General features: G+C 66.2%; 34 protein-coding genes and 4 tRNA genes. 21 read left to right on the forward strand and 17 right to left on the reverse strand.

All coding sequences use genetic code 11. From position 1 onward, the window contains the following. Nucleotides 1-68 precede the first annotated feature (68 nt). Nucleotides 69-659: a TetR/AcrR family transcriptional regulator gene (locus QP457_RS14945; RefSeq protein WP_205404731.1), complete on the reverse strand. Its 591-nt coding sequence runs from the start codon at nt 657-659 to the stop codon at nt 69-71. Between the two features lie 101 nt (nt 660-760). On the opposite strand from QP457_RS14945, the gene QP457_RS14950 reads away from it, so the two are divergent. The 4 genes from QP457_RS14950 (at nt 761) to QP457_RS14965 (ending at nt 3,849) form a co-directional block, all read left to right on the forward strand. Continuing rightward, nucleotides 761-1,816 carry a sugar phosphate isomerase/epimerase family protein gene (locus QP457_RS14950; RefSeq protein WP_205404732.1) on the forward strand — a complete coding sequence of 352 codons (1,056 nt, stop codon included), beginning with the start codon at nt 761-763 and terminating at the stop codon, nt 1,814-1,816. 20 nt (nt 1,817-1,836) lie between these two features. Then, nucleotides 1,837-2,730, forward strand: a complete 894-nt coding sequence (locus QP457_RS14955) for an alpha/beta hydrolase (protein WP_205404733.1) — start codon at nt 1,837-1,839, stop codon at nt 2,728-2,730. Beyond that, the gene (locus QP457_RS14960) at nt 2,720-3,634 is read left to right on the forward strand and encodes an alpha/beta hydrolase (RefSeq protein WP_205404734.1); all 915 of its coding nucleotides are present in this window, start codon (nt 2,720-2,722) and stop codon (nt 3,632-3,634) included. Before QP457_RS14955 ends, QP457_RS14960 begins: the two co-directional genes overlap by 11 nt. Nucleotides 3,635-3,773: 139 nt before the next feature. Further along, nucleotides 3,774-3,849: transfer RNA gene (locus QP457_RS14965), tRNA-Ala, on the forward strand. 54 nt (nt 3,850-3,903) lie between these two features. On the opposite strand, the gene QP457_RS14970 is transcribed toward QP457_RS14965, so the two are convergent. Beyond that, on the reverse strand, nt 3,904-4,077 hold the full coding sequence (locus QP457_RS14970; RefSeq protein ID WP_205404735.1) for a hypothetical protein: 174 nt from the start codon (nt 4,075-4,077) through the stop codon (nt 3,904-3,906). Between the two features lie 180 nt (nt 4,078-4,257). On the opposite strand from QP457_RS14970, the gene QP457_RS14975 reads away from it, so the two are divergent. Further along, the gene (locus QP457_RS14975; RefSeq protein ID WP_205404736.1) at nt 4,258-4,710 is read left to right on the forward strand and encodes a hypothetical protein; all 453 of its coding nucleotides are present in this window, start codon (nt 4,258-4,260) and stop codon (nt 4,708-4,710) included. A 70-nt stretch (nt 4,711-4,780) separates the two neighbouring features. Here QP457_RS14975 and QP457_RS14980 read toward each other — a convergent pair whose 3' ends face one another. Then, on the reverse strand, nt 4,781-5,800 hold the full coding sequence (locus QP457_RS14980; protein ID WP_205404737.1) for an NADP-dependent oxidoreductase: 1,020 nt from the start codon (nt 5,798-5,800) through the stop codon (nt 4,781-4,783). Between the two features lie 337 nt (nt 5,801-6,137). Between QP457_RS14980 and QP457_RS14985 the strand changes: the two genes are divergently transcribed. The 8 genes from QP457_RS14985 (at nt 6,138) to dxs (ending at nt 13,292) form a co-directional block, all read left to right on the forward strand. Beyond that, nucleotides 6,138-6,213: transfer RNA gene (locus QP457_RS14985), tRNA-Phe, on the forward strand. Between the two features lie 42 nt (nt 6,214-6,255). Beyond that, nucleotides 6,256-6,331, forward strand: a tRNA-Phe gene (locus tag QP457_RS14990). A 101-nt stretch (nt 6,332-6,432) separates the two neighbouring features. Further along, entirely contained in the window at nt 6,433-7,008 is a 576-nt protein-coding gene (locus tag QP457_RS14995) for a hypothetical protein (protein ID WP_205404738.1), read from the forward strand. Between the two features lie 99 nt (nt 7,009-7,107). Continuing rightward, nucleotides 7,108-7,659 (forward strand): lipocalin family protein, encoded by a 552-nt coding sequence (locus QP457_RS15000; RefSeq protein ID WP_205404739.1) that lies wholly within the window; start codon nt 7,108-7,110, stop codon nt 7,657-7,659. Nucleotides 7,660-7,822: 163 nt separating this feature from the next. Continuing rightward, nucleotides 7,823-8,299 carry an LEA type 2 family protein gene (locus QP457_RS15005; RefSeq protein ID WP_205404740.1) on the forward strand — a complete coding sequence of 159 codons (477 nt, stop codon included), beginning with the start codon at nt 7,823-7,825 and terminating at the stop codon, nt 8,297-8,299. Between the two features lie 65 nt (nt 8,300-8,364). Then, on the forward strand, nt 8,365-10,155 hold the full coding sequence (locus tag QP457_RS15010) for an acyl-CoA dehydrogenase C-terminal domain-containing protein (protein WP_205404741.1): 1,791 nt from the start codon (nt 8,365-8,367) through the stop codon (nt 10,153-10,155). Between the two features lie 458 nt (nt 10,156-10,613). Beyond that, nucleotides 10,614-11,279, forward strand: coding sequence for an HNH endonuclease (locus QP457_RS15015; RefSeq protein ID WP_205404742.1), 666 nt, complete (start codon nt 10,614-10,616; stop codon nt 11,277-11,279). A 105-nt stretch (nt 11,280-11,384) separates the two neighbouring features. Next, complete coding sequence (dxs, locus tag QP457_RS15020; protein WP_205404801.1) at nt 11,385-13,292, forward strand: 1-deoxy-D-xylulose-5-phosphate synthase; 1,908 nt, start codon at nt 11,385-11,387, stop codon at nt 13,290-13,292. A gap of 145 nt (nt 13,293-13,437) precedes the next feature. Here the strand turns inward: dxs and QP457_RS15025 are convergent, their stop codons facing one another. From QP457_RS15025 to QP457_RS15035, 3 genes are all read right to left on the reverse strand, one after another. Continuing rightward, on the reverse strand, nt 13,438-13,641 hold the full coding sequence (locus QP457_RS15025) for a hypothetical protein (protein ID WP_032978640.1): 204 nt from the start codon (nt 13,639-13,641) through the stop codon (nt 13,438-13,440). A gap of 174 nt (nt 13,642-13,815) precedes the next feature. Beyond that, nucleotides 13,816-14,379, reverse strand: a complete 564-nt coding sequence (locus QP457_RS15030) for a DUF3011 domain-containing protein (protein WP_089236266.1) — start codon at nt 14,377-14,379, stop codon at nt 13,816-13,818. A gap of 130 nt (nt 14,380-14,509) precedes the next feature. Continuing rightward, nucleotides 14,510-14,716, reverse strand: coding sequence for a hypothetical protein (locus tag QP457_RS15035; RefSeq protein ID WP_100553073.1), 207 nt, complete (start codon nt 14,714-14,716; stop codon nt 14,510-14,512). A 416-nt stretch (nt 14,717-15,132) separates the two neighbouring features. On the opposite strand from QP457_RS15035, the gene QP457_RS15040 reads away from it, so the two are divergent. From QP457_RS15040 to QP457_RS15060, 5 genes are all read left to right on the forward strand, one after another. Then, on the forward strand, nt 15,133-15,396 hold the full coding sequence (locus tag QP457_RS15040; protein ID WP_205404743.1) for a hypothetical protein: 264 nt from the start codon (nt 15,133-15,135) through the stop codon (nt 15,394-15,396). A gap of 12 nt (nt 15,397-15,408) precedes the next feature. Then, entirely contained in the window at nt 15,409-15,642 is a 234-nt protein-coding gene (locus QP457_RS15045; RefSeq protein ID WP_100554160.1) for a DUF1653 domain-containing protein, read from the forward strand. A gap of 70 nt (nt 15,643-15,712) precedes the next feature. Then, the gene (locus QP457_RS15050) at nt 15,713-16,468 is read left to right on the forward strand and encodes a transporter (protein WP_205404744.1); all 756 of its coding nucleotides are present in this window, start codon (nt 15,713-15,715) and stop codon (nt 16,466-16,468) included. Nucleotides 16,469-16,544: 76 nt separating this feature from the next. Continuing rightward, nucleotides 16,545-17,117, forward strand: coding sequence for a TetR/AcrR family transcriptional regulator (locus tag QP457_RS15055; RefSeq protein WP_205404745.1), 573 nt, complete (start codon nt 16,545-16,547; stop codon nt 17,115-17,117). A 13-nt stretch (nt 17,118-17,130) separates the two neighbouring features. Further along, nucleotides 17,131-17,463 carry an SMR family transporter gene (locus QP457_RS15060; RefSeq protein WP_089236273.1) on the forward strand — a complete coding sequence of 111 codons (333 nt, stop codon included), beginning with the start codon at nt 17,131-17,133 and terminating at the stop codon, nt 17,461-17,463. Between the two features lie 25 nt (nt 17,464-17,488). Here QP457_RS15060 and QP457_RS15065 read toward each other — a convergent pair whose 3' ends face one another. The 3 genes from QP457_RS15065 to QP457_RS15075 form a co-directional block, all read right to left on the reverse strand. Continuing rightward, nucleotides 17,489-17,662 carry a DUF1328 domain-containing protein gene (locus QP457_RS15065; RefSeq protein WP_025876319.1) on the reverse strand — a complete coding sequence of 58 codons (174 nt, stop codon included), beginning with the start codon at nt 17,660-17,662 and terminating at the stop codon, nt 17,489-17,491. A 104-nt stretch (nt 17,663-17,766) separates the two neighbouring features. Next, a complete protein-coding gene (locus QP457_RS15070; RefSeq protein WP_205404746.1) occupies nt 17,767-18,405 on the reverse strand; it encodes a LysE family translocator in 639 nt (212 codons plus the stop codon). A gap of 99 nt (nt 18,406-18,504) precedes the next feature. Continuing rightward, nucleotides 18,505-19,137: a cation transporter gene (locus QP457_RS15075; protein ID WP_205404747.1), complete on the reverse strand. Its 633-nt coding sequence runs from the start codon at nt 19,135-19,137 to the stop codon at nt 18,505-18,507. 160 nt (nt 19,138-19,297) lie between these two features. Between QP457_RS15075 and QP457_RS15080 the strand changes: the two genes are divergently transcribed. Then, nucleotides 19,298-19,990 carry an aspartate/glutamate racemase family protein gene (locus QP457_RS15080; RefSeq protein WP_180166349.1) on the forward strand — a complete coding sequence of 231 codons (693 nt, stop codon included), beginning with the start codon at nt 19,298-19,300 and terminating at the stop codon, nt 19,988-19,990. A gap of 21 nt (nt 19,991-20,011) precedes the next feature. On the opposite strand, the gene QP457_RS15085 is transcribed toward QP457_RS15080, so the two are convergent. Next, nucleotides 20,012-20,380 (reverse strand): hypothetical protein, encoded by a 369-nt coding sequence (locus QP457_RS15085; protein ID WP_240196462.1) that lies wholly within the window; start codon nt 20,378-20,380, stop codon nt 20,012-20,014. 275 nt (nt 20,381-20,655) lie between these two features. Between QP457_RS15085 and QP457_RS15090 the strand changes: the two genes are divergently transcribed. Beyond that, on the forward strand, nt 20,656-21,159 hold the full coding sequence (locus QP457_RS15090) for a DUF3011 domain-containing protein (protein WP_205404748.1): 504 nt from the start codon (nt 20,656-20,658) through the stop codon (nt 21,157-21,159). Between the two features lie 115 nt (nt 21,160-21,274). Continuing rightward, complete coding sequence (locus QP457_RS15095) at nt 21,275-21,724, forward strand: GNAT family N-acetyltransferase (RefSeq protein WP_205404749.1); 450 nt, start codon at nt 21,275-21,277, stop codon at nt 21,722-21,724. Here the strand turns inward: QP457_RS15095 and QP457_RS15100 are convergent. The 7 genes from QP457_RS15100 to pheS form a co-directional block, all read right to left on the reverse strand. After that, nucleotides 21,694-22,035, reverse strand: coding sequence for a phosphotyrosine protein phosphatase (locus tag QP457_RS15100; RefSeq protein ID WP_205404750.1), 342 nt, complete (start codon nt 22,033-22,035; stop codon nt 21,694-21,696). The two genes, QP457_RS15095 and QP457_RS15100, sit on opposite strands and share 31 nt — an antisense overlap. Next, nucleotides 22,029-22,232 (reverse strand): hypothetical protein, encoded by a 204-nt coding sequence (locus tag QP457_RS15105; protein WP_205404751.1) that lies wholly within the window; start codon nt 22,230-22,232, stop codon nt 22,029-22,031. The genes QP457_RS15100 and QP457_RS15105 overlap by 7 nt, the downstream gene beginning before the upstream one ends. 118 nt (nt 22,233-22,350) lie before the next feature. Next, nucleotides 22,351-22,427, reverse strand: a tRNA-Pro gene (locus QP457_RS15110). Nucleotides 22,428-22,494: 67 nt separating this feature from the next. Further along, nucleotides 22,495-22,851 (reverse strand): MerR family transcriptional regulator, encoded by a 357-nt coding sequence (locus tag QP457_RS15115; protein ID WP_005410431.1) that lies wholly within the window; start codon nt 22,849-22,851, stop codon nt 22,495-22,497. Further along, nucleotides 22,832-23,131, reverse strand: coding sequence for an integration host factor subunit alpha (locus QP457_RS15120; protein ID WP_005410432.1), 300 nt, complete (start codon nt 23,129-23,131; stop codon nt 22,832-22,834). The genes QP457_RS15115 and QP457_RS15120 overlap by 20 nt, the downstream gene beginning before the upstream one ends. A 27-nt stretch (nt 23,132-23,158) precedes the next feature. Further along, nucleotides 23,159-25,555 (reverse strand): phenylalanine--tRNA ligase subunit beta, encoded by a 2,397-nt coding sequence (gene pheT, locus QP457_RS15125; protein ID WP_205404752.1) that lies wholly within the window; start codon nt 25,553-25,555, stop codon nt 23,159-23,161. 86 nt (nt 25,556-25,641) lie between these two features. Continuing rightward, nucleotides 25,642-26,637 carry a phenylalanine--tRNA ligase subunit alpha gene (pheS, locus tag QP457_RS15130; RefSeq protein ID WP_205404753.1) on the reverse strand — a complete coding sequence of 332 codons (996 nt, stop codon included), beginning with the start codon at nt 26,635-26,637 and terminating at the stop codon, nt 25,642-25,644. Between the last annotated feature and the right edge of the window lie 178 nt (nt 26,638-26,815).

Consider the following 26,815-nt stretch of genomic DNA (forward strand, 5'->3'; position numbering starts at 1 on the left):
AAATTGTTACAATTTCGTTGCGTCGACAGACCGCGGGGTGATCAGGCCGATTTCGGCACAGTCTGCCCTCAGCCCTGCTGCGGCAACGGCGCCAGCGCAACCTCGACCATCGCCAGCAGGCGCTCGCGGCTGACCCCATCACGCGCCTGCACCGAGATGCCATGCAGCACCGTGGCGAAATGATCGCCCAGGGCCTGCACGGACAGATCGGCAGACAGCTCGCCGGCTGCCTGCGCCTGCTGCAGCCGCGCGATGATCGCCGCCGTGCGCTGGCGACGATGGCTGGCCAGCCAGTCTCGTACGCCCTCGCCCTCCGGTGACACGCTGCTGGCCGACGACACCACCAGGCAGCCATGCGGACGACCACGACGGGTATAGGTCAGCACGGCATCACGCAGCATGCTGCCGATCGCATCGCGCAGTGACGCCTGTTCCAGCGCGCGCGGCGCGAAGCCGCCCTCGCCTTCCTCGTACAGCGCCACCGCTTCGCGGAACAACTGCTCCTTGCTGCCGAACGCGGCGTAGATGCGCGCCGAGGCAATGCCAAGCGCTTCGACCAGGGCCGACATCGAGGTGCCCTCATAGCCGTGCTGCCAGAACAGCAGCATCGCCCTGCGCAATGCCTGGTCCCTGTCGAATTCGCGCGGTCGCCCTGCCATCTGCCTGCCTGCCGTTCTGAGGCGCGCAGTGTAACGCGGGTGTTGACCATCCCGATGCACGCGCCTATTCTTTGTCGACCGACAAACAATTGGAGCAACACATGCAAACCCTCAAAGGCCCCAGCCTGCATCTGGCGCAGTTCGCTGGCGACCAGCCGCCGTTCGACAGCCTGTCCGGCATCGCCGCCTGGGCGGCCGGCCACGGTTTCAAGGCCCTGCAGATTCCGGCCTGGGACGCGCGCCTGTTCGACCTGGCCACCGCCGCCGACAGCCAGGACTACTGCGACGACCTGCGTGGCACCCTGGCCGAGCACGGCCTGCAGGTCAGCGAGCTGACCACCCACATCCTCGGCCAGCTGGTGGCCGTGCATCCGGCCTACGATGAACTGTGCGATGGCTTCGCCCCGGAGGCGCTGCGCGGCAACCCGAAGGCCCGCAGCGAATGGGCACAGCAGCAGTTGCATCTGGCCGCCCGCGCCTCGCGCCGGCTCGGCCTGCAGGACATGGGCACCTTCTCCGGCTCGTTCGCCTGGCCCTACCTGTTCCCGTTCCCGCAGCGTCCGCCGGGCCTGATCGACGCCGCATTCGATGAGCTGGCACGACGCTGGCGGCCGATCCTCGATACCTGCGAGGACAACGGCATCAACCTCTGCTACGAAATCCATCCCAGCGAAGACCTGCACGATGGCACCAGCTTCGAACGCTTCTTCGAGCGTGTGGGCCAGCATGAGCGCTGCCGCATCCTGTTCGATCCCAGCCACTTCGTGCTGCAGCAGCTGGATTACCTGCAGTTCCTGGACATCTACCATCCGCTTGTCCGCATGTTCCATGTCAAGGACGCGGAGTTCCGCCCCAATGGCCGCCAGGGCATCTACGGTGGTTACGCCGACTGGACCGAACGCGCCGGCCGCTTCCGCTCGCTGGGCGATGGCCAGGTCGATTTCAAGTCGATCTTCTCCAAGCTGGCGCAGTACGACTACGCCGGCTGGGCAACGCTGGAATGGGAGTGCTGCCTGAAGGACCAGGAAGCCGGTGCGCGCGAAGGTGCCGCCTTCATCCGCGACCACATCATTCCGGTCACCGACAAGATCTTCGACGACTTCGCCGGCGCGCCGATCAGCAGCGCCCAGATGCAGCACATGCTCGGCATCGCCTGAGCCCCCACAGGAACATCCCCATGAAGAACATCCCCACCGCTGGCACCTCCGGCGACGATACCCTGCGCCACCACTACCTGCGCATCGACGGCCAGCGCGTGCATTGCGTCTCCGCTGGTAGCGGGCAACCGGTGCTGTTGATCCCGGGCTGGCCGCAGACCTGGTACGCCTGGCGCCACGTGCTGCATGCGCTGGCCGAGGCCGGCTTCGAAGCGATCGCGGTCGACCCGCCCGGCATCGGCGAATCCGATCGTCCCGCGCACGGCTATGACACCGGCAGTGCCGCCGCGGTACTGCACCAGACCATGCAGGCCCTCGGCCACGAGCGCTACCAGGTGGTCGGCCATGACATCGGCATGTGGATCGCCTATGCGCTGGCCAGCGACCAGCCGCAGGCGGTACAGCGCCTGGCCGTGACCGAAGCGGTGATTCCCGGGTTGGCACCTGAGCCGGGCATCTTCGCCGCGCCAGCCGACAACATTTTCCTGTGGCACTTCATGTTCAACCAGGTGGCCGATCTGCCCGAGGCACTCATCAGCGGTCGCGAACGCGCCTACCTGGACTTCATGTTCGACCGCTGGTCGTACCGGCGCGATGCGGTAGCCAGCGAAACCTACATCGCCGCCTACAGCCGCCCCGGCGCGTTGCGTGCAGGGTTTGCCTGGTACCGCGCGATTCCGGAAACCATCCGCCAGAACCAGGTCCGCGCACAACGCCGGTTGACGATGCCGGTGCTGGCCATCGGCGCCGAGCACGCCACCGGCAACGCCCCGATGCTGACCCTGCAGCCGCACGCCGATGATCTGCGCGGCAGCGTCGTTCCGGGCTGTGGCCACTTCATCATGGAAGAAGCACCGCAGGCCTTCCTCGCCCAGCTGCTGCCGTTCCTGCAGGAGGCTGACCATGCCGCTTGAACCTGCGTTGCAGGCGTTCGTGGATGCGGTGGCGGCGCAACCGCTGCCGGACGATCTGCTGGAACTGCGCGCACTGAGCGAGCAGGCGCTGCCCACGCTGCAGGGCGCCACCGAGGCGATATCGCATGTCGTGGAGCACGTCATCAGCGCGCGCGACGGCCATGCGCTGGTCGTGCGCCTGTACACGCCCGCGGCCATCAGCACGGAACCGCGCCCGGCCCTGTTGTTCGCCCACGGCGGTGGCTGGTTCCAGTGCTCGCTGGCGGTCTATGACGGCCCCTGCCGGGCCTTGGCCAATGCCAGCGGCCATGTCATCGCTGCCGTCGGCTATCGCCTGGCCCCGGAGCATCCGTTCCCGACGCCGCTGCACGACGTCGTCGACGCCTGGCTGTGGCTGCAGGCCAATGCCGCAGACCTGGGGCTTGATCCAGCACGCCTGGTCATCGGCGGCGACAGCGCGGGCGGCAATCTCGCCGCAGCGTGCTGCCTGCTGCTGCGCGATCAGGGACTGCCGCTGCCATCGCATCAATTGCTGCTGTACCCGGCATTGGATGCCACCATGGCCAGCAGCACCTACGGCGAGTTCGCCGACGGCTACTACCTCAGCGCCGAACTGATGCAGCGCTGCTGGCAGGCCTATCTGGGCGACGGTGACCGCCGACAGGCGCTTGCTTCGCCCCTGCATGCCCGCGATCTGCGCGGGCTGCCGGCGGCGACGGTACTGAGCTGTGAGTTCGACCCGCTGCGCGACGAAGCTGAACAGTACGCCGCGCAGCTGCGGGAGGCGGGCGTGGACTGCACGCTGGAGCGCCTGCCGGGAATGATCCACGCCTGCATCCACCTGCATGGCGTGTCGGCTGCGACCGACATCGCGATCCAGCGCGCGGCGGCCCTGCTGCCCTGAAACGACGGGCCGCAGAGGGATGCAGCGGCGATTCCGCTGCGTCCCTGCGTGCCCCTTGGCAGCCGGCACCGGCCAGCGCTATGCTAGGGCCGTCACGTGGCGCCAGCTCCGCTGCCCACGGGATGCAACACCACCCCTTGGGGCCATAGCTCAGCTGGGAGAGCGCGTCGTTCGCAATGACGAGGTCAGGAGTTCGATCCTCCTTGGCTCCACCATATGAAAAACAGAAAGCCCCGGCACTGCCGGGGCTTTCTGTTTTGGCGAACCGCTCAGGCCGGGTCCTGCCCGCCGTCCTTGCGCACCGGTGCACGCGAATGCGCGTCACGTACCTTCTGGTCCTGCTGGCCAGGACGCTGCTTGGCCACTTCATCCTGCTGCCGGTCCTGGCGACTCTCCTGCACGCCTTCGTGGGCGTTCGTGGTCTTCTTGTCGTGTTCGGTCATGAATCGCTCCCATGGCGCCGGCAACAGGCCGGCGTGACGCAGACAACGCTATCCGCGCCTGCGTGATGCGGTGGTCGGCTGCCTGCGAACAACGCGTGCAGCCATCACGCTCCTGCAGTGCTTGTGATCGTCATCGTCGCGTGATCACAATCGGCGGATCACCTCGCACAAGGACGCGCCATGTATCGCCCTGCCCTGTTGATTCCACTGCTGCTCGCCACTGGCTGCGCGCATCGCCTTGACCGGCAACCGATGCCGCCACCGGGCTATATCGGCAACTACGAAGCGGTGCGTGCGGCGCAGGATGATCCCTCTCGCGGCATCTCCGGCGTTTTCGTGCTGACCGTACAGGCCACCGGTACCGAAGGCGAGCGCATCTACCTCAACAGCGAGCGCGATTACCGCCATCCACTCAACATCACGCTCAACATCGATGCCGCGCTGCGCCCGGAACTGGAAAAAGCGTTCGGCATGAAGCTCGAACAGCTGCAGAACCGGCGCCTGCTGGTGCGCGGTACCGCGGGTCGGGTACGCATCGCCTTCATCGATTCGAACGGCCAGCAAAGCGACAAGTACTACTACCAGACCCAGATCGAGATCCGCGACGCCAAACAGCTGCGTTTCGCCCCGTAAGCCCACGAACGGCGCGCGTCGAAGATTGAGGGCACCGGTTCCGTTCCGGTGCCCTCAATGAAGCAATCGCTCAATCCAGCTTCACCACCAGCTTGCCGAAATTGCGCCCCTGCAGCAGGCCAAAGAAGGCTTCCGGCGCACTCTCAAGCCCCTGCACGACGTCTTCGCGGTACTGGATGCGCCCATCGCGCAGCCACTGCGGCATGTCGCGCTCGAAATCCGGCCACAGATGCTTGAAGTCGTGGACGATGAAGCCACGCACGGTCAGCCGCTGGCGCAGGATCTGGCTGAACAGCGCCGGCAGCCGATCCGGCCCAGGCTGCGCGACGCCGCGGGCGTTGTAGGTGGCAATGGTGCCGCACACCGGAATGCGCGCGAAATCATTGAGCAGCGGCAGCACGGCGTCGAGCACGTGCCCGCCCACGTTCTCGAAATACACGTCGATGCCATCCGGCACGGCAGCACGCAGCTGCCCGGCAAAATCGGAGGCGCGATGGTCCAGCGCCACATCCACGCCCAGTGTTTCCAGGTACGCCCGCTTGGCCTCGCCACCGGCGATGGCAACCACGCGCGCACCCTGCAGCTTGGCCAACTGCGCCACGGTGGCACCGACCGGCCCACTGGCAGCAGCCACCACCAGGGTCTCCCCGGGTTGCAGCTTGCCGATTTCGATCAGGCTGGAGTACGCGGTGAACCCCGGCATGCCGTACACGCCCAGCGCCGTGCTCAGCGGCAGCCCGGCCGGATCCAGGCGCCGGCTGATCGCATCACCCGCCACCACAGCATGGGTCTGCCAGCCGCCAGGGGCCAGCACCAGGTCGCCCACCGCCAGGCCAGGCGCCTGCGACTGCAGCACTTCGGCCACGGTCTGGCCCTCCATCACCGCATCCACTGCCACCGGCGGTGCGTACGACGGGCCATCGTCCATGCGTCCGCGCATGTACGGATCCAGCGACAGGTAGCGGTTGCGCAGCAGCACCTGGCCGGGGCCCAGCGCCGGAAGGGGCGCCTGTTCGAGGCGGAAATTGGCGGCGACCGGCGCGCCTTGCGGACGCGAGGCGAGCACGATGCGGGTGGTTGAATCGGACATGTCCAATGGCTCTGCTGCGGGCAGCGTCGGGGAGGGAACCGCGACAGTACGCCGCGCCGTGCCCTCGTGGGCGCCATGAAAACAGCGTTCCATCGGCGCCTTCCCCACGCCGGCGCTGTATCGCTTGCCCCGTCAGCTTTGGCGTCAGCGACGGGCTGCTGTTTTCCGCCTCCAGCATTTCCGGCCAAGCTGGCTCAACGCAGGATCAACCACTTGCACGGCCTTCCACCGGTCGCAGACACCAATGTGAAGATTTTTTTCCAAAACGCTTGCCGAACCTGTCCTACGTCCGTAATATGCGCGTCCTCGGCAGCGACATCGCTGCAACGAAACAAGTGGCCGAGTAGCTCAGTTGGTAGAGCAGGGGATTGAAAATCCCCGTGTCGGCGGTTCGATTCCGTCCTCGGCCACCACTTTCGAAGACCTGCAGAAATGCGGGTCTTTTTTTTCTGCATGGCCGGGTAGCTCAGTTGGTAGAGCAGGGGATTGAAAATCCCCGTGTCGGCGGTTCGATTCCGTCCTCGGCCACCATGTTCGAAGACCTGCAGAAATGCAGGTCTTTTTTTTTGGCGTATTCATTGTCGCTGGCACTGTAGTACCGTCCACGGTTCACTGCATGGAGCACTGATGACATGGACGACACCCTGGCCCTGCCCCGCCTGCAGCAGTCACTGCGCCGTCTGCAGTACCTGGTTGCCGCATTGGCCACCCTGCTTCTGTTGCTCGCGGGCATGACGGGCTGGCTGCTGCTGCAGCGGAACGCCCCGCTGCATGCCGACAGCATCAGCACGCAAAGGCTGCAGGTCCTGGATGATCGCGGCGTGGTACGAGTGCAGATCGGCCAGGATGCGGACGACGACGACCGACGCAGCCGCTCCGCGGGCCTGCTCATCTTCGACCGAAGTGGTGTCGAGCGCGGCGGCCTGAGTACCTTTGAAGACGGCAGCACTGCTCTCGCACTGGACGCCCCGCTGGGCATGGGGGACGCCCGTTTGCGCGACCGCGCCGGGCTGCGCGTGGACGCCGATGGCTCGGCCCAGCTGTTGCTGACCGACAACCTCACCCGTGGCGTGGTGCGCCTGCATTCGAAGGGCACCGGCGGCGGCGGCATGGACACCTTCAGATGGGACATGTCCAACGGTACGTTGCACACACGTACCCTTACATACGATGGCGACGAGCGCAGCCAACGCGCCTTCGACCCGTAGCTGACCGCCGGCGGCAGGCACGATCCGGTGCCGCATGGAACTTTTACACCGGCATGCCGCCGCTGGCCTAAGCTCCAATCCTCCTGCCGGAGCCGACCAATGCACCTGCGCCCTGCCCTGCTGACCTGCCTGCTGCTTTTCGCCGCACCGGTACTCGCTGCCGAGCCCGTGCGCGCCGTCAGCGAACTGGACATCGATCGCTACGCCGGCCAGTGGCACGAGATCGCACATCTGCCGGTGTCGTTCCAGAAGCAGTGCGTGGGCGAGATCACCGCCAACTACGGGCTGCGCCGCGATGGTCGCATCAGCGTCACCAATGCCTGCCGCAAGGCCGATGGCGAGCGGGTTGTCGCCGAAGGCGTGGCGCGGCCCGTTGCGGGACAGCCCGGCCAGCTGCAGGTGCGCTTCGTTCCTGACTGGCTGAGCTGGGTACCGCTGGTCTGGGCCGACTACTGGGTGATCGCGCTGGACCCCGACTACCAGTGGGCGATGGTCGGTGAACCCGGCCACAAGTATCTGTGGATCCTCGCGCGCCTGCCGGAGATGGACCGCGCCCTGTTCGACCGGCTCAAGGCCAAGGCCGAAGCGATGGGCTACGACCTCGCACCGCTGCGCATGATGGCGCCCCTGCGCGACGCGCCCGCCGATTGAGGCGCCGCCCAACCGGGACACGCTACGTCCGCAATCCGGCATCGCGCACGCCTCGCGTACATCTTCACGCGCTACCCTCTGTGGCCGGTCGCCGCAGGCGACCCATTCCACCATACGCCGTAGTATGCTTACTCCACGCACCGCCTTCAGAGGACCTGCGCCCATGCTCCACCGCTTCCGTACCGTCTTGATCGTCCTGTGCACCCTGGCCCTGGTCGCTTGCGGCGATGGCATCGTCAAGCGTGTTTCGGAACCGGCCGCGAGCCTGCAGCAGCTGACCGTGCAGGCCAACGGCGACTGGACCGTCGCCCTGCGTCTGCAGAACTACAGTTCGATGCCGATGAGCTTCGACGACGTCGCGCTGACCCTGACCATCGGCGACACAGAAGCCGGACACCTGTCCGCCAAGCCGGGCATCTCCATCGGCGGCGTCTCTGCCGATGTCATCAACGTCAACTTCAAGCCCAGCCCGGCTGCACGCCTGGTGATCGCCGACGCACTGGCCAGCAACCGCACCCTCGCCTACAGCCTGAAGGGCACGGTGTCGGCCACGCCGCAGGAAAAGAAGCAGCGCACCTTCGATATCAACAGCCGCAGCACGCTGAACCAGGCCCCGGGCCTGCCGGGCGTGTTGCGCTGATCTCCGCTTTCCGCCGCGACGCATCGCGCCGCTCCCCCTGTTACCGATCAAATCGAGACGCACCGATGAGCAGCTACACCGCCCCGCTTTCCGACCTTCGTTTCGGCCTGCACGATGTGCTGAAGGTCGAGCCGCTGTTCGCCCGTCTTGGCTTCACCGACGCCACCGCCGATGTCGTCGATGCCGTGCTGGAAGAAGCCGGCCGCTTCAGCGCCAGCGTACTGGCCCCGCTCAACAGCGTGGGCGACGAGATCGGCTGCGTGCTCGACCAGGCCAGCGGCGAAGTGACCACCCCGCCCGGCTTCAAGCAGGCCTACGATCAGTTCGTCGACGGCGGCTGGACCGGCCTGACCGCGTCGCCGGAACTGGGCGGCCAGGGCCTGCCGCACACGCTGGGCGTGCCGCTCAATGAAATGATCAACGCCGCCAACCTCGCCTGGGGCAACTTCCCGCTGCTGTCGCACGGCGCCATCGAAGCGCTGAAGCAGCACGGCGAAGCCTGGCAGCACGAGGCGTTCCTGAAGCCGCTGATCGAAGGCCGCTGGACCGGCACCATGTGCCTGACCGAGCCGCATTGCGGCACCGACCTGGGCCTGCTCAAGACCAAGGCCGAGCCGAACGCCGATGGCAGCTATTCGATCACCGGCACCAAGATCTTCATCACCGCCGGCGAGCACGACCTGACCGGCAACATCGTGCACCTGGTGCTGGCCAAGCTGCCCGACGCCCCGCCGGGCGCCAAGGGCATCTCGCTGTTCGTCACTCCGAAGTTCAAGGTCGACCGCGACGGCAACGTCGGCGAGCGCAACGCGCTGCGCTGCGGCTCGATCGAGCACAAGATGGGCATCAAGGGCTCGGTCACCTGCGTGATGAATTTCGATGGTGCCCAGGGCTACCTGGTCGGCCAGCCGCACAAGGGCCTGCAGGCGATGTTCACCATGATGAACACTGCGCGCCTGGGCGTCGGTCTGCAGGGCATCGGCCTGTCCGAGCGCGCCTACCAAAATGCGCTGAAGTACAGCCGTGAGCGCCTGCAGTCGCGTTCGCTCAGCGGCGCCAAGTTCCCGGACAAGCCGGCCGACCCGATCCTGGTGCATCCGGACGTGCGCCGCATGCTGCTGACCATCAAGTCGCTGGTGGAAGGCAGCCGCCTGCTGGCCCTGCATGCCGCCACCCTGATCGACGTCGCCCACCATGCAGAAGATGCCGGCGAACGCGAGCGCGCCGACACCCTGGTGAGCTTCCTGACCCCGATCTCGAAGGCCTGCCAGACCGAATGGGGCATCGAGAACACCTACAACGCCCTGCAGTGTTTCGGTGGCCACGGCTACATCCGCGAACACGGCATGGAACAGCTGGCCCGCGATGCCCGCATCACCACGCTGTATGAAGGCACCACCGGCATCCAGGCGCTGGACCTGATCGGCCGCAAGACCGCGTCCAGCCAGGGCGCTGGCCTGAAGCTGATGCTGGCCGAGATCGAAGCGTTCGCCAAGGCCAATGAAGGCAACGAAAGCCTGGCCGAGTTCATCGGCCCGCTGCGTGCCAAGGCCGCCGAGTGGGGCAAGCTGACGATGGACGTGCTGCAGCGTTCGGCCGCCAACCCGGACGAACTGGGCGCAGCCAGCTACGACTACCTGTTCTATTCGGGGTATGTGGTGCTGGCCTACTGGTGGGCGCGCAGCGTTGCCGCCGCCGATGCCAGCGCGCACGGCGCAGCATTCGCCCAGGGCAAACGCGAGACCGCGCGCTTCTACTTCGCCCGCGTGCTGCCGCGCGCCCTCAGCCACGCCGCCGCCATCCAGGCGGGTGCCGCACCGCTGATGGCAATGGACGACGAACGCTTCGGCGCCTGAGCCGGGCCGCGCCCGGCACCCGCGGTAGTGCCGGCCGCTGGCCGGCAACGGCAACAGCTGGAGCAACAGCAACAGCTGGTTTCCTGCGGGATGGCGGGGTGGGTCCAATTGCGGGGGACGGCGCAAGTACGTCCCTGTAGCCTCGGTCGCGCCATCCATGGCGCTCACGCCGCCGCAACCGGACCCACCCCGCCTTCGACAACTCCCCGCGGCTGTTGGTAGGTGTCGACATTGGTCGACACGTAGATCCAGAAACCACCTAAATCCATCTGGAGAAAAGCCCCCCTTTGTTAAGGGGGGCGCGCCGACGGCGCGGGGATAGGAGGAATGCGTGGGCATCCCAACCCGCCATCGGCGGGCTGGGATGCGGAATGCGCGGACCTGAATCTTGCGATTTGGGTATCGCCCTCCAGGGAGATACCCAAATCGCAATGATTCAGGTATAAGCTGTTTTCCCGATGGAGACAGACACTACACGCTTGGGTCTGATCGAAGCCGGAGCTCCGTTTTCTGCTCCGGGCGCCGAAGCATCGCCCAACGTCACGACGCTGCATCGCCCCGGCACGGTCCGGTTGCTCTCACTTGATGGTCACGGGCGGGTCCTGGATTGGATCACCTGGCAGGACGCCGCCTGCCTCTACGCCCGCGATGCGGTCGCCTGGACGCTCGGCGACCCCTGCCTGCACATCCACGGTGGGACAAATCGTCGCAGTGGCATGCAGAGCGGGATGGACCTGCACCCGATCATCGCCGCGCGCGGCCACGCCCGCTCACGCGCGCTGGACCCGACGCCGAACCTGACCAACCCGGCCCTGTTCGCCCGCGATGCCCATCTCTGTCTTTACTGTGGCCAGCAGTTCGGACGCCCTACCCTCACCCGCGACCACGTCATGCCCTTGTCCAAAGGCGGCCTGGATACCTGGGAAAACGTAGTCACCGCCTGCTTCCACTGCAATTCGCGCAAGAGCGACCGCACCCCGCAACAGGCCGGCATGCCACTGCTGGCGGTGCCCTACCGGCCGAGCTGGATCGAGCACCTGATCCTGTCCAACCGCAACATCCTGGCCGACCAGATGGCGTTCCTGAGGGCCCAGCTGCCCAAGCGTTCCAAGCTCTGCACCTGAACTGCCGGGAATGCAACCCTCACCGTCCTGTCACGGACGGCGGCGTTTGCTTGCCCCACCCCCGTTTGAGGGCGAAAATGGGCGTTCAGAACAAGTGCGAACATGATGATCGACTCTGCCCGCTATCCCCGCCTCGCGCGCATCCAGACACCGGATGACCTGCGCACGTTCGACGAATCCGAACTGACGGCGGTTGCCGATGAACTGCGTGCCTACCTGATCGAATCGGTTGGCAAAAGCGGCGGCCATTTCGCCGCTGGCCTGGGCGTGATCGAGCTCACCGTGGCCCTGCACTACCTGTACCAGACCCCGGTCGACCAGCTGGTCTGGGACGTCGGCCACCAGACGTACCCGCACAAGATCCTGACCGGCCGCCGCGACGAGATCCACACCGTCAAGCAGAAGGATGGCGTCGCGCCGTTCCCGAAGCGCGAAGAGAGCGAATACGACACCTTCGGTGTTGGCCACTCCTCGACCTCGATCTCGGCAGCGCTGGGCATGGCCATCGCGCGCCAGACCGAAGGTGACGACCGCAAGGTCGTGGCTGTGATCGGCGACGGCGCGATGACCGCCGGCATGGCGTTCGAAGCGCTGATGCACGCCGGTGGCATGGAGCCGGAACCAAACCTGCTGGTGATCCTCAACGACAACAACATGTCGATCTCCGAGGCAGTGGGTGGGCTGACCAAGATGCTCGGCCGCGCCACCGGCAGCCGCACGCTCAATGCGCTGCGCGAAGGCGGCAAGAAGATCCTCGGCGACAAGAAGAACAACCCCGCCCGTTTCGTGAAGCGCTGGGAAGAACACTGGAAGGGCATGTTCGTGCCGTCCACGATGTTCGAGGAAATGGGCTTCCATTACACCGGCCCGATCGACGGCCATGACCTGCCGGCGCTGCTGTCCGCGCTGAAGACGCTGCGTGCCTCCAAGGGCCCGAAGCTGCTGCATGTGATGACCACCAAGGGCAAGGGCTACGAGCCCGCCGAAGGCGATCAGATCGGTTACCACGCGGTGGGCCCGTTCGATCCGGACAAGGGCCTAGTGGCCAAGACCGGCGCCAAGAAGCCCACCTATACCGACGTGTTTGGCGACTGGCTGTGTGACGCCGCCGCGGCAGAGCCACGCCTGTATGGCATCACCCCGGCGATGCGCGAAGGCTCCGGCCTGGTGCGCTTCAGCAAGGAGTACCCGCAGCGTTACTTCGACGTGGCCATCGCAGAGCAGCACGCGGTGACCCTGGCTGCAGGCATGGCCACCCAGGGTGGCAAGCCGGTGGTCGCGATCTATTCCACCTTCCTGCAGCGCGCGTACGACCAGCTGGTGCACGACGTGGCCATCCAGGATCTGGATGTGCTGTTCGCGATCGACCGCGCCGGCGTCGTCGGCCCCGATGGTGCAACCCACGCCGGCAACCTCGACCTCAGCTTCCTGCGCTGCGTGCCGAACATGGTGGTGATGGCTCCGTCCAACGAAGCCGAGTGCCGGCAGATGCTCAGCACCGGACTGCAGCACCCCGGCCCGGCTGCAGTGCGCTATCCGCGCGGCAGCGGTACCGGCGTGGATGCCGGCAGCGATCTGTCGACCCTGCCGATCGGCAAGGGCGAGCTGCGCCTGCAGGGCAACCGCGTCGCCCTGCTCGCCTTCGGCAGCACCGTCGCCGCCGCCGAACAGGTCGGTCGCGAACTGGGTTTGAGCGTGGTCAACATGCGTTTCGTCAAGCCACTGGATCGCGAACTGGTGCTGGCCATGGCCAACCAGCACGACGCACTGGTGACGATCGAAGACAACGTGGTGGCGGGCGGCGCCGGTTCGGCCGTGGCCGAACTGCTCAATGCCGAGGACGTGCTGCGCCCGATCCTGCACCTGGGCCTGCCCGATGCCTTCCAGCATCACGCCAGCCGCGAGGACCTGCTGGCCGAGGCCGGCATCGATGCCGCCGGCATCCGTGCCGCCCTGCTCAAGCGCTGGCCGCAGCTGGCCGCTGGTAACCCGCCGCTGAGCGCGACGGGCTGAGAAACCGCGGAGGTATGGGCCACGTCATGCGTGGCTCCCCAAGCCCCTCATCCACGCATGGCGTGGATCTACCAGGGTGCTGGTGACGCAACAGTAGATCCACGCCATGCGTGGATGCCGCAGACCCTGCCGGCGATCGGCGCTCTCAGCCGTAGCTGATCGCTTCGACAAAAGCACCGCTGGACTCCACCCGCACCGAGGCGCGCTGGCCGGTATCGGTGAAATGCAGGCGGGCCAGGGTTTCGGCGAAATCGAAGGCACGGACGCCATCGCGGAACTCGATCGGTTCCGGCTTGTCCGGGTGCAGCACGCGCCATTGGCGCTGCTCACATTGCAGTCGGATCAACATGCGTTGCTCACTCCTTGAACAGCGTATCGACGACGAGAGAATGACCGCACCAGGCGCGACAGGGATGGCCAGTGCGAACCTGGACGCGCAAGGCGTCCCGGGAGTCGACAATACGAGGAAAGAAGTGTGATCGCTATCAGATTTCTCTGATCTTGAGCCGATTGCGTCGGCCGCTCAATTCACCTGGAACTGGGCCCTGCAGCCGTTGCTGACCCAGATACCACGGCGGTCCCAGCCCCAGCTCTGGCCTTCGATGCAGGCACTGCGCGATTCCTGCCGGACCAGACGCACGCCGCGACGAACCTGTGCGTCGCAGTACTGCTGGCGCCGGTCATTGGAATGGCAGGCAATCACCTGGCCGCCACCACCCCACTGGCTTCCACCCCAGCCGTTGCCACCACCGCCGCCCCAACCACCGCCGCCACCGCCCGGTCGCCGATATTCACCGACGAATTCGGCACGGCAGCCTTGGGTAACCCAGACACCGTAACGGGACTGGCCCCAGGTCTCACCTTCCACACAGGGGGAGCCGGACAACTGGCGGATCATGCGCGCGCGCCCTTCCAGCCGGCACTCGTTGCTGCGGTTCTTGATCGATTCGCAGCGCACGATGCCATTGCCACCACGATCATCGTAGCGATCGTCGTAGCCATAGTTCTGCGCCTGCACGCCGCCAGCGGCAGCCATCATCGGCAACAGGGTGCACGCCACGGTGCGCCAAGTGAGTCCCTTGCCCATCCCTCGTCTCCAGGTGAATACGGTGGAGGCAAGCATCGGGGATTCCGGGCGTGGCGCACAGAGGGAGCTGCGACGGCGGTTTTTCCCCCATTCAACCAACCCAACCGCAACTGACTGCGGCTGCGGCGGCTCAGCGGCCGAAGTGCAGCGCGTCGACCGCGGTGCCCAGTGCTTCCACGCGCACGGTGCTGTGCTGGCCTGTACGGCAGTGATGTTCGCTGGCCCGCGAGGCAGCGGCGTCGAAGGCGGCCGCACCGGTGCTGAACTCTTCGGTCGCGCGTGTCTGCGGATCCAGGACGGACCAGCGCTGGGCGGTGCATTGGACAGTGATGACCATGGTGGGCTCCTGCGTTTCTGGGAAATCCGGGACCGGCGCAAGGCCGATCTCCGATGCCCGACCAGCCTAGCCAGCGCCCCGGGGAAGACCTATCGGATTTATCCGAAAACTCCCTACCGGCACCTCAGAAAGCGCCGCCCATCACATCCCTGAGGCCATTTAGGAAATCCATTCCGTGACCCTTGTCACGAAGTCAGCCGCGCTTCACACTATCGTCATCAACAGGGGCCCCTTCCACATGCGCACCTCGCTTCCACTGCAGCGTTCGACGCTGCTGAAGTTCTATTTTGCCGCCAGCTACGTGGTATTGATCGAGGAACTGGTCCGCGCATCGCTGAGTTGAGGATTGGCCAGCGATGCTTGCCGCTGCTGCGGGGACCGAACAAACTGTCGGTTTACGGCACGGAGCCGCGCCCATGAAAGTCTTGTTCCTGATCCCGCTGCTGGCCCTGGCCGCGTGCGCCAGCCCGGAAAAACCGGCCACCCATGACACCGCCACGCCCGTGGTTGGTGGTGACCGCGATGCACACGGATGCATCGGTTCGGCCGGCTATCAGTGGTGCGAGCACAGCCAGCGCTGCGAGCGCCCGTGGGAACTGGCGCAAGCGCAGGGCCTGGCCAACACTGCCGAAGCCATCGACGCCTACTGCGCCACGCCGGCAACGCCGGCGCGCAGGTAACGGGTGCTGCCGATGACCGACCTGGCCCCACTGCCCGCGCTGACACCTGGCCGCTACCGTCACTTCAAAGGTGGCGAGTACGAGGTGATCGACATCGTCCGCAGCAGTGAAACGCTGCAGCCGATGGTGCTCTATCGCGCCCTGTACGGCGAAGGCGGACTGTGGGTGCGTCCCTATCCGATGTTCATTGAACAGGTGCCCGGCGAGCACGGCCCGCAAGCACGCTTCGCCCGTATCAGCGACTGAACGGCGCGACTCACGCCGCGCGCACGGCATCGCCGCGCATGCTGAAGCCTCCCTGCGAGACGGAGCCCGCATGCGCCACACCCTGTTGATCGTCCTGTCGCTGGCCAGCACCCCGGTGCTGGCCGCAGAACCTCCCAGCTTCGACCGTCCCGGCATCGGCTTCGGCACTGACACGGTGCCGCGTGGCGGCCTTGCCGTCGAAGTGGGCCTGCCCAGCTATCAACGTGATCGTGATCGCGACGGCCTGCGTACGACCTCGCTGTCGAGCGACCTGTTGCTGCGCACCGGGTTGGCGCCGGGCTGGGAACTGCAGTTGGCGTCCACACCGTGGCAGCGCCAGCGCGAACGTGGCCCTGACATGCCACGCACGCAGCAGCGCGGCGCCGGCGACAGCACGGTCGGAGTGAAATGGGCCGGTCCCGGCAGTACCGAGCGCACGGCCTGGGCGCTGCTGGCCAGCGGTGTGATCGCGCGTGGCGATGCCGCCTTCAGCGATGGCCGCCAGTACGCGCTGGCCGCCAGCGTCGAACACACCTTCAACGAGCGCTGGAGCGGTGCGCTGTATGGCAGCCATCAGCGCGGCGCAGGCCAGCGCAGCACGACCTGGTCGCCAAGCCTCGCGCTGAGCGTGACCGAGCGGCTGGGCACCTATCTCGAAGCCGGCTTTACCCACGCCAGGCAGCAACCCGACCAAGCCATCGCCGGCGCAGGCCTGACCTGGATGCTGCGGCCGAACGTGCAGCTGGACGCCTCTTTCGATCTCGGCCTCAATCGCAACAGCCCCGACCTGCAGCTCGGCACCGGCATCGCGTTCTATCTGCAGTGACCTGCTGAACTGATCGTGCGCGTCGGGCAAGTCGCCCCCGCGCTACAATCATACCGTCCAGTCGGTTTCGTCTCCCATGCCAGAATCCCCTCCCCGCTCCCGCCGCAAGGCGCCCGACAGCGTGCGCCAGGCGCTGTTGCAGGCGACCGCCCACACCATCGGCCAGAATGGACTGGCGGCCCTCACCGTGCAGGACGTCGCCGACGCGGCCGGTGTCAGCAAGGGCGCGCTGTTCCATCATTTCGGCAGCAAGCAGGACCTGATCGAGGCGACGCTGACTTCGCTCATCGCCGACTTCGAGGACAGGGTGCGCGAGGTGCTGCGGCAGTCCCCGCCGCGCCATGGCGGCTTCAGCCGTGCCTATGTGCAGGTCAATTTCGAACATCTGCTGCAGCAGGAGCAGATCAACGACATCGGGCTCACCATGGGCAACATGCTGGAGCCGGCGCTGCTGGTGTACTGGCGAACGTGGCTGCGCGGCATGCTGGCCGAGTTTCCGGATGAAGCCTGCGATCCGCGGCTGTATGCCGCACGTTGCGTTGCCGATGGGTACTGGGCCACCGCCTATGGGCGGCCCTTGGATGAAAACGAACGCCAGAACGCCCAGGCCATGGCCCTGGAGGCACTGAAGCTGTGCGAACCGGCATGAGCGGGAGACTGCGATGAACCCCTATTTCTACCTGGCCGGCGCGATCGTGCTGGAAGTGATCGCCACCTCCCTGCTCAAGGCATCGGAAGGCATGACCCGCCTCGGCCCCACGCTGGGCGCGCTTGCCGGTTACGGTGTGTGCTTCTACCTGCTGTCGCTGACGATGAAGTCGATCCCCACCGGCATTGCCTATGCCATCTGGTCCGGCGTCGGCATCGTGCTGATCTCGCTGATCGGCCTGCTGGTGTTCAAGCAGCGCCTGGATGCACCGGCGCTGATCGGCATCGGCCTGATCTGTGCCGGCGTACTGGTCATCAACCTGTTCTCGCACAGCAGCGCGCATTGAGCGCGCCGCTGTACGAACTGCCGGGCTAGGCGACCTTCTTCGCGACGGTCATGCCGAGCACAAAAAGTACGACGGCGATGATGATGCCGGCCCAGAACAGGAACTTGGCGATCCCCACCGCGGCGCCGGCAATACCGCCGAAACCCAGCGCACCGGCGATCAGGCCGATGATGGCGAAAATGATGGCCCACTTGATCATGTCGATCCTCTCCCTGACGGGAATACTGAAGGTGCGATCAGGTTAGGCAGGCCGCGATGCCACACGCGTGAACAGGTCGCAGGCGCGGCGTGAAACGATCCGGTTCAGCGCGGCCGGAAGCGCAGCAGCGCCACTGCGAAGGCGAGAAACACGCTGCCGACCAGGCGTTCGAACCAGCGTTGCGCAAAGGGCTTTGCCAGCCAACGGCGCAGCCCATGTCCACCCGCCGCGTACATCACGTACCAGAACAGTTCGCAGGTAGCGAAGGTGGCCACCAGCACCGTGTACTGCACGGCCTGGCCACGCGCGGGGTCGACGAACTGCGGCAGGAACGCGGCGGCGAACAGCAGCAGCTTGGGATTGCTCAGCCCCACCAGCAGACCACCACGGAACACTGCCCAGGCACCATGCACCGGCGCCAGCGCTGCATCGACGTCTGTCGCCACCGGCGCCTGCCGGTAGCTGTCCCGCCAGGCCTTGATGCCCAACCAGGCCAGGTAAGCCACACCCAGATAGCGCAGCACATCGAACAGCATCGGCGACGAGCGCAGCACCGCGCTCAGGCCGGCCGCGGACGCCGCAAGCACCAGCAGCATCGCCAGCAGGCAACCGGCCATGGCGGGCACGCTGCGACGGAAGCCCAGGCCGACACTGCGCCCCAGGATGTGCAGCATGTTCGGACCCGGCGTGCCGCACAGCACGAACACTGTCGCCAGGAACCACCACCAGGTATGCAGGGCCATCACTTCGTCCACCGGAATAATCCCTGCAAGGATAGTGCGCAGCGGCTGTCACCACCATGCACAGTCCAGGGTCGATTCGACGGTTACAGCTGCTGCGACTCAGCCGCTGGCAACGCGCGACGCACGCAGTTCGGCCATCGCGATGCGCAGCACCCGCAGCGCCGAGCGCAGGAACACGACCAGCAGTGCGACCGCGACCAGCAGGTCCGGCCAACCGGTACCGAACAGCGCCACCAGCCCCGCCGCCAGCACCACCGAAATGCCCTCGAAGATATCGTTGCGCGCGCATTCCCAGGCCGATGCCAGGTTCACGTCGTCATTGCGATAGGGCGTCAGCAGCCACAGGCAGAAACCGTTCGCGGCCAGGTTCAGCAGCGCGGCCAGGCCCATGCTTTCGAACAGGGGAACCTGCGGATGCGCCAGCCGCCATCCGATCTGTACCGCCACTGCCACCGCCGCCGCCAGGATCAGCACGCCCTTGAACAGCGCAACCCGCGCCTTGGCCGCCACGCCGGCACCCACCACCAGCAGGCTCAGCAGGTAGGTGGCGGCGTCACCCAGGTTGTCCAGCGCACCGGACAGCAACGCGGACGAGTGGCTGTACCACGACGCACCGACCATCATCAGGAAGGTCGCCAGGTTGATCAGCAGCACGATCCACAGCACCCGCCGGTGGCGCGCCTGCATGGCCGCCACATCCAGCGTCTTGCCGCAGCCACAGCATTCGCCCATCGCCCTGCCCTCTGCCTGTCGTGGCCCATTATCACGCCGATCAGCCGTGTCGGCAGCTGCTGCGGCGGGCCCATCTGCGATTGCGCGCCCCGGCCGCGCCGGCACGCGGTGTCCCGGCCTGCGATGTGCTGCAATGGCACTCCCCGGCACGGAGAGACCCATGAAGACGCTTGGCCTGATCGGTGGCATGAGCTGGGAAAGTTCGGCGCAGTACTACCGCCTCATCAACGAAGAGGTACGCGCGCGGTTGGGCGGTGCGCACTCGGCGCAGTTGCTGATGTGGTCGCTGGATTTCGCCCGCATCAAACAGCTGCAGCATGACGGTGACTGGGATGCGCTGGGCAACGAGATGGTCGATGCGGCCCAGCGGCTGCAGGCCGGTGGCGCCGAACTGCTGCTGATCTGCACCAACACCATGCACAAGCTTGTTGGTGAGATCGAGGCGGCCTGCCCGCTGCCCCTGCTGCATATCGCCGACCCGACCGCCACCGCGATCGTGCAGGCCGGTCTGCAGCGTGTCGGCCTGCTCGGCACGGCCTTCACCATGGAAGAGAACTTCTACCGTGGCCGGCTGAGCGAGCGCTTCGGCCTGGACGTACTGGTTCCGGAGGCCGACGACCGCCGCGATGTGCACGCGATCATCTACCAGGAGTTGATCGCCGGCGTGGTCAACGAGCGATCACGGCGGGTGTACGTCGAGGTGATCGAACGCCTGGTTGCCCGCGGTGCCGAAGCGATCATCCTGGGCTGTACCGAGATCATGCTGCTGGTGCGTGCCGAAGACAGCCCGGTGCCGCTGTTCGACACCACGACCCTGCATGCGCGCGCGGCGGTAGACGCGGCGTTGGCATGACGCACATCGCCGTACACCCGGTCACGCAGTCGGTTCGGGCTGCACTGCCAGCGAAGTGACCAGCCATTCCACCACCGGTGGCGAATCGCACAGGAAGAACACGGCGTCGCCGCTGCGGGCTTCGGTCAGCATCCGGTAGACGCTGATCGCCACGCCCGATTGGTTGGCGATGAAAATCTCACTGCTGCGCGGCCCGTCGGCCTGGCGGGAAACCAGCCGCAAGGCACGCCGGGCCGCGACCGTATCTTCCGGCTCGGCTTCGCGGGTCAACTCCAGGCCACGCAGGCCCCAGGCAACAAAAACACGCTTGCCCTTGAACGTCGTGTCCAGGACCTGCACTTCGACCGCGCCTGTGCCGGCCGACCGATGAATGACGATACTGCTGATCAACGCAACCCCCTGTGGTCGTCGTGGTCCGCACATCCTTGTCCGCACCCGCGCCAGCAGCCACGGGCGAGGCCCGAAGGTCGCGTTCGAAAGCGCTGGAACGTGTAAAAAACTGTAAACCGATGCAATCGGATGTGCCGGGGATGATACGGGATGTAACGCCCTGCATGCGCCGCCGGACACTTATAAATCCGTCCTGAGCCGGCGCAGGGCCCGGTCGTCGCAGAGCGCCGCACGTGCGCCATTCTTGCGTCCCACTCCCAACCCGAGGTTTTTCAATGAGCCTTCGCCTGTTACTGCCCCTGGGCGGTTCTGCGCTTGCCCTGCTGCTGGCCGCCACCACTGTCTCGGCCCAGGATTACGACATCGAGTCGTCACCGCGCACCACCTGCGAATCGCACTTCAACAAGACCCAGCAGTGTCCGTTCGAGGGACGCGCGCGCCTGGCGCGGCAGCTGTCGGTGACGCGGTGCGTGGAAGATGACAACTGGGGACAGCGCCGCGGCATGCTGTGGGTCACCGACGGCTGTCGTGCCGAATTCGTCGCCGAAGAGCGTGGGCGAGGCCGTTGGCCCGGACGTGACCGTGATCGCGATGGCGAGCGCCTGGTCTGCGAATCCTATGAAAACAAGGAGAAACAGTGCCGCATCCGCGTCCGTCATGACGTGCGGCTGGTCAAGCAGAAGTCGGTCACCACCTGCACCGAGGACCGCAACTGGGGCTGGGACCGACGCGGCGTATGGGTCAGCGACGGCTGCCGCGCCGAATTCCGCGTCTACTGAGTGCGATGGCGGCGCGCCCATCCTCGCTAGAATGAGGCTCCCACAGCAGGAAACACCGCATGGAACGCTGGAATCTGGGAACGATGATGTCCTTGCTGCTGCGCAGCCGTCCGCGATGACCCGGCAGGCTCCAGCACTTCAGATACGCGCGGCCGCATGCACGGATCTTCCGGCACTGATCGCCCTCGACAGCGTTGCGGCGCATGACCCACGACGTGCGGTGCAGATCGGCGAGTGGCTGGCGGACGGCCACATGCACGTTGCCGAGCTCGATGGCACGCTGGGCGGTTACCGCGTGCAGCATCGGCACTTCTTCGGCGAAGCCTTCATCGAGATGCTGATGGTGGCCGCGCCGCTGCGCGGATACGGCATCGGCAGCGCGTTGCTGCTGCATGCCACGTCGATCAGCGCTGGCACCCGACTTTTCAGCTCGACCAACCAGTCCAATACCAGCATGCAGCGGCTGCTGGCAGCCGCTGGCTTCGTAAGGTGCGGGATCGTGCACGGCCTCGACGAAGGCGACCCGGAGCTGATCTACCGCTTCGCCACTGACGATGTGAGGTAAGGGGCGACCTTCGCTTCCAGCAGCGCCATCAACGTCGGATCCATGCAGCGATAGTCGTCGGTGATATCCAGGCAGTGCAACGGCGTGTGTTCAAGCAGGCGCGCGAAATTCGCCTGCAGCCGATGCTGGTGCTTGGGCTCCATCACGAAGATGACATCGGCCCAGCGGATATCCGCTGGGCTGATGGGCCGGCGCGCGTGCGGGCTGGTGCCGGCAGAGCGCGCACTGATACCGGGCCGGCGCTGCCACATCGCTTCGGCGGTGGGGCTGCGCAGCTGGTTGCGGCTGCAGACAAACAACAGGTTCAACATTCCTGATCCAGCAGTTGCTGCGGGCTGAGGACCGGATAGGTGAAACCCAGCTGGCGCGCCCGCAGCAGCTTGTCGCCACGCGTATACATCAGCTTCCAGTTCTTTTCCGGCTTGAAGATCGGCACGGGTGCCGTGTGGTCGCCGCCGTGATGGCGCGACTGCGAGCGCCTCCAGGCGCGGTTCCTTTGCGTTTCCATGATCGTGTTCTCGTGGGTACCGGGTTCAGCAGCCGCGGTAGTACGAGTGCGCGCAGGATACAACGCCGCAACAAAAAAGCCCACGCATCGCTGCGCAGGCTTGTCTGTTTCATCACAGTGGTCGGGACGGCCGGATTCGAACCGACGACCCTCTGCCCCCCAGGCAGATGCGCTACCAGGCTGCGCTACGCCCCGACTGATGCTGCGATGTACCCGCCAGTGCGGCGGGCCGTGAAGTATAGCGGATTACGGCGGAAATGGGTCAGCGACGCAGCAGTTGCAGCACTTCTTCCAGTTCCATCCGCACCTGCTTGATGATCTGGTTGCTCAAGGCCGATTCCTCGCGCGCATCCGGACCATCCAGGCGCAGGCGCGCGCCACCGATGGTGTAGCCCTGTTCGTACAACAGGCTGCGGATCTGCCGCACCATCAGCACGTCGTGGCGCTGGTAGTAACGACGGTTGCCACGGCGCTTGGCCGGCTCGAGACTGGGAAACTCGGTTTCCCAGTAGCGCAGCACGTGCGGCTTGACGTCGCACAGTTCGCTGACTTCACCGATGGTGAAGTAGCGCTTGGCCGGAATCGGCGGAAGTTCGCGGTTACTGCCCGGATCCAGCATAAGCTTCCACCCTCTCCTTGAGCTTCTGGCCCGGACGGAAGGTAACCACCGTACGGGCGGAAATCGGAATTTCCTCGCCGGTCTTGGGGTTGCGACCCGGGCGCTGGTTCTTGCGCCGCAGGTCGAAATTGCCAAAGCCCGACAGCTTCACCTGACGTCCCTGTTCCAATGCTTCACGCAGCACATCGAAGAACGCGTCGACGAATTCCTTGGCTTCCCGCTTGTTCAGACCGACTTCGTCGAACAGCTTTTCCGCCATCTCCGCCTTGGTCAATGCCATTGCCTGCTACCCCCGAGTGCTGCCCGCTCAGCCGCGGATCCGGGCGTGGTGTTCACGCTCGATGGCAGTGACCGCCTCGGCCACTACCGCTTCCACGTCGCGGTCCGTCAGAGTGCGCGACTTGTCCTGCAAAATCAAGCCCATAGCGAGACTCTTGAATCCCGGCTCGACGCCCTGGCCGACGTAGCGGTCGAACAGGTTCAACTCGCGCAGCAACGGGCCGGCAGCCTGGCGGATGGTCGCGGCCAGGTCACTCCAGGCCACCTGTTCAGGCACCAGGAAGGCCAGGTCGCGGCGCACCGCCGGGTAGCGCGACAGTTCACCGGCGCGCGGCAGCGCACGGGCGGACAGCGCTTCCAGATCCAGCTCGAAGGCGTACACGTCCACGTCGATGTCCATCGCCTTGGCCAGGCGCGGGTGGATCTGACCGATCCAGCCGATCGCCACGCCGTCGCGGAAGACTTCGGCCGAACGCACCGGATGGCCGTAGGCACGGCTGGACGGGCGGAACTCCAGCACCGCGCCACTGGCAGCGGCCAGCGATTCCAGGTCGCCCTTCAGGTCATGGAAATCGACCTTGCGGGTCGGCAGGCCCCACTGCACCGCCTGCGCTTCACCGCAGACCGCAGCGGCCACGCGCGAGGTTTCCAGCGGCGCCGGCCGGCTTTCGCCGAGCGACGCGTCACCGGCCTGCTGGGCGAACACCCGGCCGATCTCGAACAGGCGCACGCGGCCCAGCTGGCGGGCGGCATTGCGGCCCAGGGTAGCGACCAGGCCCGGCAGCAGCGCCGGACGCATCACCGCCAGCTCGGCCGACAGCGGGTTGGCCAGCGGCACCAGGTTGTCGCGCAGCTGCCACTGGCTCAGCAGTGCGTCGTCGACGAACGCGAAATTGACGGTTTCCTGCAGGTCGCGGGCAACCAGCTGGCGGCGCACGCTGAGCGTGTCCAGCTGGGTCTCGGTCGGCATCGCAACACGCGATGCACCACCCGGCAGCGTGGTCGGGATCTGCTCGTAACCGTGGATCCGGGCCAGCTCCTCGATCAGGTCTTCTTCGATGGCGATGTCGAAGCGGCGGCTCGGTGCAGTGACCTGCCAGCCTTCGCCAGCGACCACCACCTGCATGCCCAGCGCGCGCAGGATGCGCTCGACTTCGGCGTCTTCAATGGTGATGCCCAGCACGCGGGTGATGCGTGCGCGGCGCAGCAGGATCGTGGCCGGCTGCGGCAGGTCGGCCGCGTTCACCGCCTCGGTCACCGGTGCCGGGGTACCGCCGGCCAGGTCCAGCACCAGGCGGGTGGCGTATTCGATGGCGGTACGCGGCAGCGCCGGGTCGACGCCACGCTCGAAACGATGGCCGGCATCGGTATGCAGGCCCAGCTTGCGGCCACGGCCCATGATCGCGGCCGGTGCGAAGTGCGCCGCTTCCAGGAACACGGCGGTGGTGGCATCGGTAACGCGCGTATCGAAGCCGCCCATCAGGCCGGCCAGGCCGACCGCGCGGTCAGCGTCGGTAACCACCAGGAAGCTGTCGTCCAGCGCAGCATCACGGCCGTCCAGCAGCTTCAGGTTTTCGCCGGCGCGCGAACGACGCACGCCGATCGTGCCCTGCAGGGTGCCCAGATCGTAGGCGTGCATCGGCTGGCCCAGTTCGAGCATCACGTACTGGGTGATGTCGACCAGCAGCGACACCGGGCGCACGCCACTGCGACGCAGACGCTCGGCCATCCACAACGGAGTCTTCGCCGCAGCGTTGACACCTTCGATGACACGACCGAGATAGCGCGGCGCTTCGGCACCGGCATCGAGCTGGATCGCCAGCTCGCGGCTGCCGTGGGCAGCGATCGGCTCTGCGATGAAATCCAGTACTTCGCTGCGCGTGGCTGCAGCAACGTCATAGGCGATGCCGCGGATGCTGAAGCAGTCGGCGCGGTTGGGGGTCAGCTTGATCTCGATGCTGGCGTCCGGCAGGCCGAGGTACTCCACCAGGGTCTGGCCGACCGGCGCGTCATCCGGCAGTTCCAGCAGGCCGGAGGCATCGTTGTCCAGGCCCAGCTCCTTGGCCGAGCACAGCATGCCGTTGGATTCGACGCCGCGCAGCTTGGCCGGCTTGATCTTCAATTCACCGATCTGCGCACCGACCATCGCCAGCGGCGCGACCAGGCCCGGGCGCGCATTCGGCGCACCACAGACGATCTGCAGCAGCTCAGCCTGTCCCGCATCAACCTTGCACACCTGCAGGCGGTCGGCTTCGGGATGGCGTTCGGCTTCGACGATACGCGCGACGACCACGTGCTGCAGGCCGTCGCCAAGCGCGGTCACGTCTTCCACTTCCAGGCCGATGGCGGTCAGCACCGCGCTCAGCTCATCGCGCGAGGCAGTGGTCGGGACGTGGCTGCGCAGCCAGTTTTCGGAGAATTTCATGGGGTCACCCTGGTGGGCCCGGCGCATGCGCCTGGGCTTCGGATTCAAGTGCAGCCGGGCATGGCCCGGCACGACATGGTTGTGGCTTACGCGAACTGCTTCAGAAACCGCACGTCGTTCTCGAAGAACGCGCGCAGGTCGTTGACGCCGTAGCGCAGCATCGCAAAACGCTCCACGCCCAGACCGAAGGCAAAGCCGGTGTAGCGCTCCGGATCGATGCCGACGTTGCGCAGCACGTTCGGGTGAACCATGCCGCAGCCAAGCACTTCCAGCCAGCGGGTGCTGCCATCGGGCTGCTGCCAGGCGATGTCCACTTCCGCGCCGGGTTCGACGAACGGGAAGTAACTGGGGCGGAAACGCATCTCGAAATCACGCTCGAAGAACGCGCGCACGAACTCGGACAACGTGCCCTTCAGATCGGCGAAGGTCGAGTGCTCGTCGACCAGCAGGCCTTCGACCTGGTGGAACATCGGCGAATGGGTCTGGTCGCTGTCGCTGCGATAGACCTTGCCGGCGGCGATCATGCGCAGCGGCGGCTGGTGTTCGCCCATGTAGCGCACCTGCACACCGGAGGTATGCGTGCGCAGCAAGCGACCGTCACCGAAGTAGAAGGTGTCATGCATGGCGCGCGCCGGATGGTGCGGCGGGAAGTTCAGCGCCTCGAAGTTGTGCCAGTCGTCCTCGATCTCCGGCCCTTCGGACAACTCATAGCCCAGCCGGCCGAAGATGCCGGTGATGCGCTCGAGGGTGCGGGTGATCGGGTGCAGGCCGGCGCGTTCGCCGCTGCGGCCGGGCAGCGTGATGTCGATCGCCTCGGTGGCCAGGCGCGCGTCGAGTGCGGCATCTTCCAGCACCGCCTTGCGCTCGCCCAGCGCGCTGCTCAGCGCATCGCGGGCCTGGTTGATGGCTTCACCGGCGGCCTTGCGCTCGTCGGCCGGCAGCGCACCGAGCTGCTTGAGCTGCGAGGTGATGCTGCCGCTCTTGCCAAGCAGGGCCACGCGCAGCTGTTCCAGCGCGTCAGGGCTCTGCGCGGCGGCCACGTCGGCCAGCGCCTGGGAAGTGAGGGATTGAATGTCGCTCATGGGTAGCCGGAACTCCAGTCGGTCTGCCATCGCGATGCGCGAAGGGCCGCGCCGTCGCCACCGCTTGCCGGTCGCCCGCCATCTGCACAGCTGCGCCCGGCACAAAAAAGAATGGGGAAGGACTTGCGCCCTTCCCCATGCATTGCCTCTACCTGACACCGTTCTCCGTGAACGGCAA

The organism is Stenotrophomonas sp. As-7, from assembly GCF_030291015.1.
In the GTDB taxonomy this organism is placed as follows: Bacteria; Pseudomonadota; Gammaproteobacteria; order Xanthomonadales; family Xanthomonadaceae; genus Stenotrophomonas; species Stenotrophomonas lactitubi.